Here is a 14,677-nt window from a genome sequence, read left to right as displayed (position 1 = left end):
TGCATCGGACCCCGTTCCTGAATCTGGTAACTCTTTGTCACAAAAGAAGTTTCTCAGATTCTTGGGGCCGATGCACCCCTTACCTTGAGATATTCAGGCTAGCAGCGGCAAGTGCTGCCTGGCTTCTCGCCACGTTGCGCGCGTCGGTTTCATATGAGCGGGGGAGCACCGACACGGTGCCTTCGCTCAGCACGGGTTCCGCATAGGCGAACGTTTTCCCAAGAACGAAACTCTCCTGGGTCCAAACATCCGGGTCCAGTATCTTAATCTTTTCCCTGTCGACCTGGACCTTCGAAAGGCCAGCCTTGTCGTTGGCATCAAAAATCGCACCAGGCGCCGAGACGTAGCCACCGAACATTCGATCCCAGTACGCGTGAAGGTCGATCGCTTCGCCGGTCGCCTGCATTACATTTACCTCGTGCCGCCGCGGTCGCCGTCGGTGTTGATCGCCGAAAACCGCTCGGTCGCGTGCAACGGCTGATGAATATCGCCGACAAGATGCAGCAGCCAAACCATGTCATAGGAGCGCACATCGTCGGTCGCGCCTGACGCCGCCGGCAGAGCAGCGATGAACAGCCTCATTTGAGAGACGGCGTTGATGGGATCCGGGTTCGGAAATGTCGTCGTATCGGTCGAGAAACGGACGTCCTTGAAATGCCAATACTTATGCATGTTCTTGTCGGCGTAGCCGACGTTTTGACCGGTGGGAGTGTCATCGTCGTTGGTGTAGCCGTGTGCAGGGTCCTTGATGTCGTCCGCCCAAACCGCGGCATGAACGAAGGCATATTGCGCCTTCTTGTCGTCCGGCACGCCGGCGACCCAGGTCTGATAGTCGGGGTTCATCTTGATCAGGGCATCGGCCTTGGCTTTCGCCTCGGGCGTCAGTTTTGAATAGGCCACGGCAGCGATCTGCATGTGGCCTCCGTCCCACCAGGCCAGTGCGGGAGCCGACAACAGGATCAATGAAAGAGCGGAACTAAAGACGAGCGCGCGGCGCATGTATTCCTCCCCGAAGTCAACGTTGCTGATTGTCGATTGTAGACGACATGGCATGACGACAACAGCACTGATGCGAACAAGGCGATCATTTACTCGCAGCCCGTATCGGCGACGTCCTGCGAAGGGTCGACAAACAGCCTGAAGGTATTTCGCACCCGGTCCGGCCCGCTGTTTTAGGCAAGATCGAACACCGCAATTGGCTCAATAAATTTCTGGACGTCCTGGCCACACGTTGCAGTTGAAGGCACCCGCAGGCAAATCCAGTTCTCCCGCGCGCCGGGCATCAGCGTTTGGCAATGGGCTTGGGCTCCAATCCAAGTCGTTGATCGAAATCCGGCAGAACCCGATCGCTTTCGGATTCTCCACGCCAGTTGAAAGAGCGGACGCTTCGAAACTGGCGAGCCATGAGGATTGGACCGGCCTACGTCAAAATCGGAAAAGCGGTGCTGTACCCGGTCGAGGAACTTGAGATGTGGGATAACAAAAATATTGTGGTGCGCCGTGCATCAAAGCGACTCACGATGGACGCGACTGAGTGAGCGTGACGATCAGGTAGGAGCACACAAAACGGCCCCGAAACACGGGCGGTTAGTGGAGCGTCAAGACGACCGGATTGTGGTCGCTCGTTTGGTCACGGAAGTCGGCATTGAGGTTCAGGTAGGTGATCGAGGTGACGTCGGTCGACGACAGGCTACCGCCCACGACTATGTGGTCGATAGCCTCCCGCAGGCCGTGGAACTGCGACGAGAAGGTGTAGTTCTCGCCCCGGCTGTCCGGGAGCATAGTAAGGCCAAGGCTGCCCGCCTCGAAGGGAGCAAGCGTGGCGGCCTCTGTGACATCGTTGAAGTCGCCGAGAATAATAATCCGAGGCGGGTTCGTGCCAAAACGTGACTCCAACTCAGCGACGATGGCTTCCGCCTGCGCGCGTCGCCCTGCCGACGACTGCGGCACGGGATCTTCCGCTTTCGAGTAGAGCCCCTGGTCCCCGACCTTTGAGCTCAGGTGGACATTTAGCAGAACGTAAGGCGTCCCGTTCACTGTAAGTGTCGCCAGCAGCGGCTTTCTCGACTGATAGAACGGATTTACACCCTCCTCGCACCGGTCGGCTGTATCGAACAGTCGCTCGACCGCCCCGACCGCAACGTCCGCCCCGCTCTTGACGAGATAGACGTTGCGGATGTTGCCACCAGGCTGACCACCATCGGCATTGGGCACCAGTGGATCGAGAGCAACAATCTCGTGAGCAGGGCCATTAGCGGCCCCGATCGCGGCAATTAGCTTCGCGAGGGTGGCACCCGCGGTGACCGTCATCGTGACATCAACACCATCGTCGTCCTGGACTTCTTGCAGGGCAAGGATATCCGGCGCGCGGAGCGATCCCACGATCTGCTCAGCAATGCCAGTGAAGCGCGACGGCGGGTCATTCGCGTCGAGATTCTCGGCATTGAACGTTGCGATGCGCAAACCCTGCACGGGGGCGGGCGGCGCTTCGGGCGCGGCAGGCTGCGTCAGGGATGCCGGATCGATCACGCGGTCCAGCGCCACCATGTACTCGCCATTCTCGTAGGTAACGACGCCCGTGAGGTCGCCAAGGAGCGTGCCAGGATCGACGACGATCGTTGGTTGGGTCGCCGGCAAGCGAACGCGCATAATTTCCGGAAAGATGTGGCCAGGGATACTGATAGGCAGCCCATCGGCGGTCAATTCGCCTGGCTGCAGGTTCGCGCGTGCAGCGACATAGACGATCTTGTTGTCCCGCGCGGACACGGCCAACGCGTCATCGATACTGACGCGCATGCCCTCGAGGGATTCAAAGTAATCACGGGGATGATCTACCGGATCGAACGGCGTGTTCGGAACGTCCGCAAAAGCGATGGACGCCTTTGCCCCCGGCGGCATGAGCGGCACAGGCGCGGGAACGGCAGCAGTGCCGGTTACGCTCATCGTCGTGACGTTAGTAAGTTCGGTAATCGTGAGGTAAGTTTTGCGGTCTTCGTTTTGGACTGTCGACGTTTCAATCGTCCCGCAGGCAACCACAGTGCGGTTGGGCGGAAAGCCTTCGGTGAAGGGCTGGAATTCGACGGGACGTCCCGTCACTGTGACGAGGCTCCCGACATCATGAACTGGGAAGGCCGCGACGTTGCGCAGGAAAACGTAGAGGCCCTCCGAGGTGGCCGGATCGTTGTCCGGCGCCGTGGACTGAAGGAAGAAACCGTCGCCGAACAACTCTGTCACTACGCCCGATACGGTCAAAACCCCTCCGCCTGCGACGGGGGATCTGTGGTCAGCGCCCTGTACCGCGGACACCGGCGTTTCCTGAGCCACTGCCATTGTCGAGACAAGGAACGCAGCTGTTGTGGCGCCAGCAATGGCTAAACCGAGAGAACGCAAACGGAAATACATTCTCGACCCCTCGCGAAATGCAGTCCAGCGACGCCACGATATTGTTGCTAGCGACGAAACGCAATCTGCCGTTGAATTTACCGTCTTGTGACCGATGATCTATGTCGCGGCGGCAAGCGCCGGCTGGGGCGCGAGGCTACGGCAGCGCAGCTTCAGCAGGAGTAACGAAGATTGAGCACCTAGCCATCCCAGTTTGGGCGCGTGGTCGAGTTCTTTAGCCATATTGCGTTCAGGCTCGCCGATGCGGGAGCGGTGCCGAAGTGTCTTAGCGAACGGTCGCAACCAGTGAGCATCGCCGCCGATCGGTGGCCGGGCTGTCGTAAACCGAGCCCGCATCCGGTCTCGGCCGGGCGGCTTCCATCCCTGATGCAGCATGCGGACCACCGCGGACGGGGACAGTCGGTCCCGCGCCCCGTCCTGCGGCCGGCGCTATGCTGACGCTTCTACGGCTGTCCCGTTCACCGTCCGCGGCGGAGGCGAATTTCCTCCATCCCGCGCGCGACATATTCGGCACGCGCGGCTATTTGCCGGATGAATACTGCAAGGCGGAACATCTCCGGCGCAACTCCGGGGACATTGACAATCTGCTATACAGCTGCGTCCCGAGGGGTGAGGTCCTGCTTCGCTTCGTCGTGACGGTCTGATTCGATCATCGAATGCGAGTTCCATGTCGAGTAATTGCTGGGAAGACACAGCATGATCTTCCCGTGCGCATCCCCAAGCTTGGCTAGGAATCTCTTGGCCTATCTGCTGATCAGCCTTTTCAGCCGGAGGCTTTAACCATGCACAGCGATGCGGGGTCGATCGCCCTACCACTAGGATCAACTTCCCGTTTGATCAACAGGAGGTTTGTGGCCGCCTCGTTGAGAACCCGCCGCGTGCTATCATTTGCGGCGTCGTCGCATAGCTGGACGATCTCTTGATCGAGCGAACCGATCTCATACCTCGCCGCCTCATCGTCTCCGAGTTGATGATCGACGATGGCGGCCAGCACGCGTTGACGGACCCAAGCCAACCGATCGTTGCCATTATAGGAGCCGATGACCCGTTTGGCTTCCGTCCATGATCCCGCTTTGAGCGCGGCCAGAGCCTTCAAGTAAAGAAACCCGAACGTGTCGACCTTTTCTCCACATTCGATGACCCGGCGTGACTGCGTGTTGATGACCTCGACCATGTTAATTGCTAACTCTTGGCTTTTCTCCAGATAGGCGCTGGCACGCATCGATGGCTCAGCTAGGCAGAGCAAGTTGTACGCAATAGCCAAGGTAAGCCGGTCTAGGGGCTCGCTCGGTGGTGACTTGACCAGCGTGTTGGATGCCAGCAACAGGTCGGCCGATGGTGCATTGACGTTTGCGACGACGAACTCTCGCCCGTAAAACAGTATCCGGGCATAAGTTTTTTCGGGCGAGCAATCCGCTGGGCAGTTGATGACGATGTCGAAGTCTTGTGGCCGCCGTCCGAAGAAATACGCGATGACCTCATTCAGTGTATCCGCGCGTAACTCGGTTCCCGGAACCGCAAGCTTGGTCCATAAAGAACGCACGACGCGCCCCTCGGGCTTGGCGCGCGGATCGTCTAACAAGAATATGTACTGCGTTTGGCCCAGATATACATCCGTGATAGGAAACGGTTGAAAGGAGCGTATGGTAAAGTAGTGGCCGAAAATCATGCGCTCGATATCCGATGGCTGAACCCCCAAGGCCGCCGTCGCGTCGTCGACATCAACGCGGTTGAGAAGGAAGACATTATTCCGGTATGTGTCGACGAGCATCGACACCAGAATCGCCACACACCCTAACACCACCAGCTTGAGGATGTTTGTCCAGACAAAAGCGACGACGACGAACGCCGCTTTGGCAGTCGACCTCAGAGCGACCCAGGCAAAATTGACGGCCAATGCCGTCAACCGCCAAAACTCCAAGAGCACTTCCGATAGCGCGACAAGAAATGTCATTTGCCCCACTCCCAAGCCCACACAGAGAACACTGCAACAAACCATGCTGTCCAGCGAATCCCCGCCGTCATCTCTCTACGAACGCTCACATCGCTCGTAGTGAACCCAACGTCATTCGGAACTTACGTGCAAAATATCCAATCGGGCGGGCAAACTTCGGGATGCCGCCCCATCAACGCAACAATGCTGCGAACTTTCATCTTTTTGTTCCCAACGGGAGGGAGCTTACCTGGAAGTCGTTTCGTAGGGCTTCATCTTAAGCATTGCAAATTGTTATATTTTTGTCTCGGCTCGTCACACCCATCACAAATATAGCTTTCCGTCTGCATAGCGCCGCACGATGTCAGGCGATGCCACATCTTGACGACCCGTCCCCCTTTGCTTGAATATGGCTGATACTTGGAGCGCATTCTATGCGAGCGTTAGAACACTGGCGTTCGCGTGTTCGGTGTCAGTCATAGAATAGATCCGCAGCATACACTTTTTGATCTTACGAGAGCAGTTATGCTTAAAGTCTGTATGCTTGGTGGTTTTGCCGTGCGCGGGCCGGGGTTCGCGATCACGACTAAGCTCGCACGTACGTCGGTCGATCTCCTTGGCTATCTCGCGGTCAACGGAAAGACCCCGCAGCGTCGGGAAAAGGTCTCCGAACTCCTGTGGCCGGATCGGCCCGAGCACCAGTCCCGGTCCGCACTGTCGACTGCAATCTGGCGCATCGACAAGGCTTTTTCTGAGGCTGGCTTTGATGATTCATTCTCGATAGAAGTGCGGCATCAGTCGACCATCGCGCTGGCACTTGGAACCGACGTTCGGATCGACTGCGTTGAGCTGGCCGGCAGCGTCGAGGACGCCAGCCGCGAGTTGCAAGCGGGGCTGAACCTCTCCGAGTCGGTGCGCCATCGGCTGATTGATGCGCTCGCGGCGTGGGCCGGCGATTTTCTGGAGGGCAGTCGCAGCGATTGGGCGGCGCGTGAGCAGGAACGATTCCGTTCGATCCGCATTCGCGGGCTGATCGCAATGATGCGCGACTATGCCGCCAAGGGCATGATCGAATACGCGCTGGAATGCGGCAGTGAAGTCCTTGCAGTCGATGAGTTGCGCGAAGCCACCCAGCGCGAAGTTATGTGGCTCTATGTTATGAACGGCCAGCGCTGCAAGGCGATCATCCAGTACCGCCTATTGAAGCAACGACTTCGCGATGAACTTGCGGTCGATCCGATGCCGGACACGACGCATTTATATCAGCACATTCTCGACGGCGGTGACGCTCCGTCGGCCTTCACGCCGACATCGGTGACCGGCATCCTGCGCGAGCACGAGCAGCGCCGCGCCCGCATTTATTCCGCGATATCCGCCATACCAAGGCCCGACGCCTGATCCGGCCGGCTTCGGCCGCCCTTTCATTTTCCCCGCACTGCTGTTCCCACATCGCTGCTCTGGCTCCTTGCCCTGCGCGACCTCGACCTCCGCCAGATTTGAGCGGTGACGTTGCGGTGACGCAATGGTGACCACGCAGCCATGTGCGTGTGGCGTTGCCGAGAACCCTCTCCTGCTATGATTCGGGCTGATGAGGGAACCGCAGGCGACAAGCCATGCGTGAGGTCAGTAATGTCGATCTCGACCAGGTCTTTATCGTCCGGTGCTGGAACGAGGCCCAAAACCTCGCCGGCACACCGGACGTCTGGCGGCTCCAAGTACGCCACATCAATTGCGGCGACGTGCGCTATTTCGACGACCCAAAGCTCGTCGGCGAATTCATCGCCGCGAGGCTTCGCCAAGCGTCGACGCAATGACCGAGCGCCGTCGTGCCGAAACCACGCATCGGGCGTTGCCGCCTCGGCATTCCGTAACTTCGAATATTTGCAAGTGACTTGACTGGCCAGTGACGCGGTGGGTGCGCGCCATCGCGCCCAATCACCGGAACTTGAGACGGAATTGAGACGACAGGGAGACCGACGCAATGCCCATCTATCAGCATCCAGGCGTCTACATCGAGGAGATACCGGGCGGCGCCCGCGCCATAGAGTCGGCTGGAACGTCAACCGCTGTCATTATCGGTTATGCCACCAAGGGACCGATGAAAACGCCGACGCTGCTATTTAAGTGGGACCAGTACGCGGATCAATTCGGCGGAATTGGCAACTTCTTCGGCCTGCCGAAACCAGTTCACTACATGGGCCATGCCGTGCAGGCATTCTTCGACAATGGCGGTGGCAAGGCCTACATCGTCCGCCTCGCCACCGGCGCGCTCAAGTCGAGCGCCAAGCTGATCACCGCCCCTGCCAATGCCACCGTCGCCGGCGACATCCAAAACTACCTCAACATAAAGGCGGCCTCCGAGGGCGTGTGGGCGGACGGTCTGGCCGTCGAGTTGTCGGTTGTGAACACGGCCGCCAATCCCCCGACTTACAGGTTGGCCGTCGGCCGCAGGGACCAGAATGACAACCTGATGCCCCAAGAGGTTTTCTCCGACTTGACGCTGGTGCTCGGCGATCGAGGTTTCATCGCCGATGTCGTCAACAAGTCGTCAGGCCTCATCGAGGTCGAACCGGTTGCCTTCAGCACCATCACGGGCCCGCAGAAGATCCCGTTCTACATTGGACGGCTGACCGGCGCGGACCTCTCGACCCTCACCCCGACCGATATTATTGGTCTGGTCGGCAGGAAGCTCATCGTGACCCTCGACGCTGGCGTTACAGGTAACGCGCAGAGCAATTCCAACATCGAGGTGGAACTAACCGCCACCGAGGCCAGCCTCGCCCTCATCGCTGCACGGACACAGGTCGTGGTGCGCGGCGGCACTGCCACGACGGCTAAATCAGGTTTCACTGCCGAAGTGTCGCAAAACAGGCTCGTTCTTACGTCCGGCACGAAACTGCCGCTGTCGTCCGTAGCCATTTCCGCCGGAACGCCGGACGCAGCCGAAGCGCTGAAGCTCACTGGAGCAGGCGTAGTCGCGAAGACCGGCGAGCAGTCCTTCTTCGACACGTTCAGCCCCAAGTCCCCGGCCACGCTGTCGGGCGGCAGCGACGGTTTGGCTCCGGCTTCGATCGCGGACTACGAGCCTGTATTCGCGGAGTTGCGGAAGTTCCGCGACGTCAACATCGTCCTAATCCCTGACCACCAATGGGCGACCGATCCTTCAAAAGCGGTGATCGGGAAAGCGCGCGATCATGCGGAATCGGTGAAGACCTGCATGGTCCTCATCGACCCTCCGCCAAACAGGGAACTGACGTCGGAGAGTGACGTGGCATCGCTCGGCCTGCCAACGTCGATCTACACCACACTTTACTATCCCTGGGTGTTCACGGCCAATCCTCACTATCACCCCGAGTTGCGGCCGAACCTGCCGGCAACCTACCTCGTTCCACCCTCCGGTTTTGCGGCGGGCATGTGGGCGCGCATTGATGCGCGCCGAGGCGTCTGGAAGGCGCCGGCCGGACTGGCGACCGGGCTCTCGGGCGTGGCGCGCACAGAGTTCAAGGTTGGTAATGACGAACAGGACGGACTGAACCCCTCCGGCGTTAACTGCTTTCGCACAATCCTCTCGGAGCCAGTGATCTGGGGCTCCCGCACGCTCGCTACGAAAGCCGATCCGGAATGGCGCTACGTGCCAGTACGCCGCACCGCCCTGATGATCGAAGAGAGCATTTTTCAGGGCATCCAGTGGGCTGTCTTCGAACCGAACGACCACAATCTTTGGGCATCGCTCCGCGTTAATGTCGGCGCGTTTATGGACGGACTGCATCGCGCCGGCGCATTCCAAGGCCAGAAAGCGTCCGACGCGTATTTCGTTCGCTGCGGACTGGGAGACACGATGGTCCAGGGCGATATCGACGGCGGTCGCGTGATCGTCGTCGTCGGCTTCGCCCCGCTGAAGCCTGCCGAATTCGTCATCGTCCGCATCCAGCAAAAAGTCGCTCAGCAATAGCGAGGACCCAGAACCATGGCCGCGCCCCTCTTTCCCGTGAATGCGCACCGCTTCGATCCTTACCGGACCTTCAAGTTCCAGGTCGTCATCGATGGGCGTGTCGTAGCCGGATTATCGAAGATGTCCGCATTGAAAAAGTCCACCGAAGTGGTCAGCTGGCGGTTCGCCGGCGATCCATCCCACCAGCGGAAGCTGCCGGGCGGCACGAATTACGAGGCGATCTCGCTCGAAGCCGGGCTCACCCACGACAAGCAATTCCTGGAGCTCGCCAACAGGGTGAACAATATCGAGGGCGACGCCGGCATGTCGCTCAAGAACTTCCGGTCGAATCTCGTCATCAATGTCATCAACCTTCAGGGTGCCGTTGCAATGTCGTTCAAGGTTTACCGGGCATGGGTCTCCGAGTTCCAGGCGCTGCCGGACTTCGACGCGAATTCGATGAACGCCGTCGGCATCCAGACCGTGAAGTTTGAGCACGAAGGCTGGGAGCTTGATGCGGCCGTTTCCGAGCCGGCGGAGGTATAAACATGCGAATCCCCGGTGGCATCATCCGCGCAGATGGCCAGGTCGAACAGATCGTGGTCCTGCGCCCGATCGACGGTCGACTGGAATTCGCCCTGTGCGAGGCGGTGAGCCGGGCGAGCAACGTGGAGGCGGCGAGCGACGCCCTCATCGAGACGATTTGCGATATGCCGCTCCCTCATGGCGCACGAGGGCTGAATTCGGCTGACCGCCGCTTCCTCCTGGCGCAGCTTGCCGCCAAGCTTGGAACGGCAATGGTCTGGCAATCGGTCAAATGCGATACGTGCGGGGATGTTTTCGAGGTCCCCATCGATCTGTCGTCGCTGCCCTTCAAGCAGGCAGCCGGCGGATATCCGTTCGCCAGCGCTACCATAGGTGGACGCGAACACCGGTTCCGCATTCCCACGGAACTGGATTTCGACGTCCTCCCCAGCGGCGACGTGCGCGAAGCCGTGGTTGCCCTGGTGCGCGGTTGTGCGGTCGACCCGCTTCCGGAATGGCTCTCAGACGACGATCTGTCGGAGATCGACGCGTCCCTGCAGGACGCCTCTCCCGAGATTGCGGAAACCGCGCAGACCGCCTGCCCATCCTGTGGCGCTTCGGCTGAAGCGTGTATTGAGATTCTCGCACGTGCGACTACGGCTGTGGCCGATCCGCTCGAGGAGATCCACCGCATCGCCAGCGCCTATCATTGGCAGGAAGCGGCGATCCTGGATATGCCACGCGACAGGCGGCGCGCCTATCTGGCTCTCATCGATCGAGACGCCGGCATGATGCGGTGACGCCATGACAGCTCCACGCTTCCCATACTTGTCGTCCTTGGTCAGTCAGGCTCGCAGCCGCCGCGAAGAGCTTCCCTTCTCGGCCGCCCCCGCCCGACCGACTATTCCGGACACTTGGCGATCGCCGCCGCCACGCGAGCGGGACAATGGCACCGCGATCGCTGGACCAAATGCCCCCGATTACACCCGGCAGCCCGCCGCATTCGCGGGGTTTGTTGCAGATGAGGCGCATGTAGCGCGGACCGCTTCGACCATTGTCTTTCCGACGACCAAGACAGCACGCCCACATCCACATGTGTCGAGCCCCGAAACGATATTGTCGCATGTGCCCGGCGAAGCCACAGCCTCGATCGGCGCTGACGGACCCGGAATTGCGCCTAGTCCAAGGATTGGCGGGCATCACCCCAGCATTCCGGATGACGCATTCGCGATGCTGGAAACCCAGGCAAGCGGAGCGCGACACGCATCCGCTCAATCGTTCTGCCGGAGGAATGGGGAAGCACAAACGTGCTTTTCCACCGCCGTCGCGGCACCTGCTGGCGTCCCTACGAATGAAGTCTTCACAACGACCACCCTAGTGTCTCACGCCATCAACCAGACAGTGGTTTCATCGCGGAACGCGCTGCGAGGTTCTCCCCGTTTGCCGAGCGAACATACCGCAAACGGCCTCATGGCAAACGGCACCACAGGTCAGTCGTCAACCACGATCCCCGCCACTCTCGCCTTAACCAATGCCGTTCGCCCTATCGTGACGCCGAGCGAGAATCGGGCACGTCCTGCTGAGCGGGCGACAAGTGCACCGGCCGTGCATATCGGCCGCGTCAACGTCACGGTGATCGACGACCGGCCCCGTGCGACAAGCCGGGAGGCGCCGGCTCTCCCGCCGATCCGCGCAGAGAGCCTGCACTATTTGCGGCGGTTCTGACAATGGGCCTGCCGCAACCAGGAATGATCTCCGCGATCGCTCGCGACTTGGCGAAGTACCTCACGACCACGGTGGAGGGAAAGCCGCAGGTCATGATCGGGCCGCCGGCCGAAGCCGAAGCCAAGGCGGCCGACGCCCAGCCAGTGATCAACCTTTTCTTATTCCGGTTCGAGCCGTCGGCGTTCTATCCCGACGCAGCGACGGTCGATCCAATCTATCTCCGTATCCATTGTCTGATCACCGCCTACGCGACAGTCGCCTCGTCGACAACAGCAGGCGGCTCAGCCGAGACACTTGGCGCCGGCGAGATCTGCCTGAGGTTGCTGGAAGGAATCATCCAGGCCTTTCACGAGGATCCGGTTCGCACCGTCGCGGTGGTGCGGACCAATCCCGACGGACAGCAGCAAACCCTCCAGACGCTTCTCCAGATCATTCTCAAGCCGCTGACCACGGAAGAGCTCAACCAGATTTGGGCGACCCAGGGAGACGTGCATTACCGCTCGTCGCTGCTCTACGAATTCGCCGTCGCTCCGATCACCCCCTGGAGCGGCCGCCCTTCTGCAAAGACAGTTGCCGAGGACGGTCGCGTCATTAGGGTCGACGGCTCGCTGGTCAATGCCCACGGGGATGTCCCGTGATCTTCGCGAACCTCAATCCCGAATGGCAACGCGTAGAGACGCTCGCATGTCTGGTCGCGGAAACCCGGCGCGACGGAACGCCGTCGCAGGGTTCCCTCGACCGCCTGCGATCGCATCAGGATGCGGTGGAGACCGCACGCAAATCGGGCGTCTGGCGAAATGTCGCGGCGAAGCCGCTGAGCGGAATGGAATATGACGTGCTCGCCTGCGCCGTCGCGCCGGAGATTTTCCCGCGCGTGGCCTGGTTGTTCCAGTCGCTGTCGTCGCGAGCAGCGGACCCCTACCCGTCGATGCATTTCCTGCACGAGTTGCTGGGGATTTCGACCGAGGACACGCCCCTGCTCTACGACGCGCTGGACGACAGGGGCAGGCTGCGCAACGAGCGGCTGATCCGGCTCGACGGACAGGGACCGTTCGCGGTCATTCAGCCGGCGCCGGGGCTCCTCCGTCGTTTGATGAACAAGCCGATCGACCTGGAACCTCCACCCGGAGCCACGCTGGTTCGCAACGAAGCCGGCTGGGATGACCTTATCCTGCCCGCCGCTCAGATCGACATGCTACGCGAGTACCTGTCCTATATGATCTGCCGCACGACCGTGGTCGAAGAATGGGGCGCGCAGCCGCCGGCGGGCCCGGTGGCTCTGTTCGCCGGCCCGTCAGGCACCGGCAAGACGCTCACCGCATCGGTCATCGCCAACAGCCTGGGGTGGCCGCTGTTCCGCGTCGACCTGGGCAGGCTGGTCTCCAAGTACATCGGCGAGACGGAAAAGAACCTCAACGCGCTCTTCGATGCAGCCCATGACGCGCCGATGGTGCTGCAGTTCGATGAGGCCGACAGCCTGTTCTCCAAGCGTGGCGAGGTGCGCGAGGCGCGAGACCGATACGCGAACCTGGAGGTCTCACATCTGCTGGCACGGATCGAGGACCACAACGGCCCCTGCATCCTCACGACGAACCTGCGGGACCAGTTGGACTCCGCCTTCGCCCGGCGCTTCCAGGTCGTGATCGATTTCCCCAGACCTGACCTCGCCGCGAGGGCGCGGTTATGGCGCCGATTGCTGCCGCCGCGTGCGCCTATGGCCGCCAACATAGACATCGAGATGATCGCGGCCTCGGCCGACCTTGCCGGCGGGTCGATCCGCAACGCAGCCCTGCACGCCGCCGTGACGGCAGCGGCCGACCGCTCGCCTATCACACTTTCCCATATCGCACGCGCCATCTGGCGCGAACTAGCAAAGGCCGGCCGTCCCGTTGGACTGGGCGAACTCGGCGAGCTCGCGGCCCATATCGAGGGGGAGCGCGCATGATCCGCATCGATGAGCTCAACATCGTCCTTCCGCGCTCCCTTCGGTCGCGCACGGATTCGATCCTGCACCATGTCGGCGAGGCGTTGAGGCGCGAGCGCATCGACACGCCGCTGCACGTCGGCGAACTGCGAGCCGTCGACGCTCGGGTATCCTCCGCGCGGTCCGATGCGGCCATCGGAAACCACATCGCCACGGCGATCATGGACGCCACGAAGCGGGTCGGAGGATCTGGCGGTGGCTAGCTCAATGCGCGGATACCTCGTCGAGTATGCGCTGGCGATCCCGCCACTGGCGCTGGCGTTCGACTTTAATCCGCAGTCGATGCGCCGCACGCGCACGATAACCGTGACGACGTCGCAATCTCCCGCGACGCGCGGCGGATACGACTTCGCGTTGCCGACCGAGTCGGCGCGTGCGGCGCAGGGCGTCTCCGTGGAGCCCGAACGTTTTACACTGTCGATCCTGCTCGATGGCACCGACCGTATGAACGAGGGCGAGCCGATCGCGACGATGTTTGGCATCCAGCCGGAGATCGACACGCTACGATCAATGGTCGAGCCCAAGGCGCAGGGACCAAGTGGCGTGCAATTGCTGGCGAGCCTCGGCCTTGGCGCCCCCGGAGCACTTTCCACGCGCGAATTCGCCTCGGTCATCATCTTTGTCTGGGGTGTCAGGATCCTTCCGGTGTTCCTAACCTCGGTCGAGATCGAGGAGCAGGCGCACCTGCCGACCCTCTTCCCTTATCGCGCGGAAGCGACGCTCTCGATGCAGGTAATAGAGAGTTCGAATCCCTTCTACGACCTCGAAACCCTGCGCCAAGTGCTCGGCTCCGCCACGAATACCGCGCGCCTCGGCGCCGAAGCAATCACGGGGCTGTTCTGACATGACAGTGAAGAGCCGATACGTCGAGACGCCGACATTCGCGCCTGATCCGCGCGGCAACAGCACGTTTGGCGGCGTGCGTCCGCGCGAGATCGGGGCGGCCACCGGGGTCGTCGAGCATATGGTTGTGTCGGGCGACCGCTTAGACCGCATAGCGGCGCACTACTACGACAACGATCGTCTCTGGTACCGGCTGGCCGACGCCAATTTCGCCGAGCTCTACCCCCCCGACCTTTTGTTCGATCCCGGTCCCGGATTCGATTCCGGCACGGATCCGCTTGGCCGCTCCGACCGGGTCGGACAGGTTGTGCTTGTGCCAAGGGTGAAGGAGTAG

Annotated in this window: 14 protein-coding genes; 10 read left to right on the top strand and 4 right to left on the bottom strand. The window is 60.9% G+C overall.

What is annotated here, in order from left to right:
* Positions 1–79: 79 nt before the first annotated feature.
* From NKI85_RS28840 to NKI85_RS28825, 4 genes are all read right to left on the bottom strand, one after another.
* Positions 80–406: a phospholipase C/P1 nuclease family protein gene (locus NKI85_RS28840; protein ID WP_352779562.1), complete on the bottom strand. Its 327-nt coding sequence runs from the start codon at positions 404–406 to the stop codon at positions 80–82.
* A gap of 5 nt (positions 407–411) precedes the next feature.
* A complete protein-coding gene (locus NKI85_RS28835) occupies positions 412–999 on the bottom strand; it encodes a S1/P1 nuclease (RefSeq protein ID WP_352779559.1) in 588 nt (195 codons plus the stop codon).
* Between the two features lie 588 nt (positions 1,000–1,587).
* The gene (locus tag NKI85_RS28830) at positions 1,588–3,252 is read right to left on the bottom strand and encodes a DUF8508 domain-containing protein (protein ID WP_352779556.1); all 1,665 of its coding nucleotides are present in this window, start codon (positions 3,250–3,252) and stop codon (positions 1,588–1,590) included.
* A 913-nt stretch (positions 3,253–4,165) separates the two neighbouring features.
* On the bottom strand, positions 4,166–5,356 hold the full coding sequence (locus NKI85_RS28825; RefSeq protein ID WP_352779553.1) for a hypothetical protein: 1,191 nt from the start codon (positions 5,354–5,356) through the stop codon (positions 4,166–4,168).
* A gap of 519 nt (positions 5,357–5,875) precedes the next feature.
* On the opposite strand from NKI85_RS28825, the gene NKI85_RS28820 reads away from it, so the two are divergent.
* The 10 genes from NKI85_RS28820 (at position 5,876) to NKI85_RS28775 (ending at position 14,677) form a co-directional block, all read left to right on the top strand.
* Complete coding sequence (locus tag NKI85_RS28820; RefSeq protein WP_352779551.1) at positions 5,876–6,733, top strand: AfsR/SARP family transcriptional regulator; 858 nt, start codon at positions 5,876–5,878, stop codon at positions 6,731–6,733.
* 215 nt (positions 6,734–6,948) lie between these two features.
* Entirely contained in the window at positions 6,949–7,149 is a 201-nt protein-coding gene (locus NKI85_RS28815) for a hypothetical protein (RefSeq protein WP_352779549.1), read from the top strand.
* 167 nt (positions 7,150–7,316) lie between these two features.
* A complete protein-coding gene (locus NKI85_RS28810; protein WP_352779546.1) occupies positions 7,317–9,287 on the top strand; it encodes a phage tail sheath C-terminal domain-containing protein in 1,971 nt (656 codons plus the stop codon).
* Positions 9,288–9,302: 15 nt separating this feature from the next.
* Positions 9,303–9,812 (top strand): phage tail protein, encoded by a 510-nt coding sequence (locus NKI85_RS28805; protein WP_352779544.1) that lies wholly within the window; start codon positions 9,303–9,305, stop codon positions 9,810–9,812.
* Between the two features lie 2 nt (positions 9,813–9,814).
* The gene (locus NKI85_RS28800) at positions 9,815–10,591 is read left to right on the top strand and encodes a hypothetical protein (RefSeq protein ID WP_352779542.1); all 777 of its coding nucleotides are present in this window, start codon (positions 9,815–9,817) and stop codon (positions 10,589–10,591) included.
* A gap of 948 nt (positions 10,592–11,539) precedes the next feature.
* The gene (locus tag NKI85_RS28795) at positions 11,540–12,154 is read left to right on the top strand and encodes a Pvc16 family protein (protein ID WP_352779540.1); all 615 of its coding nucleotides are present in this window, start codon (positions 11,540–11,542) and stop codon (positions 12,152–12,154) included.
* Entirely contained in the window at positions 12,151–13,461 is a 1,311-nt protein-coding gene (locus tag NKI85_RS28790) for an ATP-binding protein (protein ID WP_352779538.1), read from the top strand. The genes NKI85_RS28795 and NKI85_RS28790 overlap by 4 nt, the downstream gene beginning before the upstream one ends.
* Positions 13,458–13,703, top strand: a complete 246-nt coding sequence (locus NKI85_RS28785; protein WP_352779536.1) for a hypothetical protein — start codon at positions 13,458–13,460, stop codon at positions 13,701–13,703. The genes NKI85_RS28790 and NKI85_RS28785 overlap by 4 nt, the downstream gene beginning before the upstream one ends.
* A gap of 4 nt (positions 13,704–13,707) precedes the next feature.
* A complete protein-coding gene (locus tag NKI85_RS28780) occupies positions 13,708–14,343 on the top strand; it encodes a hypothetical protein (protein WP_352779533.1) in 636 nt (211 codons plus the stop codon).
* 1 nt (position 14,344) lies between these two features.
* Complete coding sequence (locus NKI85_RS28775; RefSeq protein WP_352779531.1) at positions 14,345–14,677, top strand: LysM peptidoglycan-binding domain-containing protein; 333 nt, start codon at positions 14,345–14,347, stop codon at positions 14,675–14,677.

Source organism: Mesorhizobium sp. M0571 (genome assembly GCF_040320985.1).
GTDB lineage: Bacteria > Pseudomonadota > Alphaproteobacteria > Rhizobiales > Rhizobiaceae > Mesorhizobium.
Note: the sequence above shows the minus strand (reverse complement) of the source record. Positions and strands in the feature narration are given on the sequence as shown.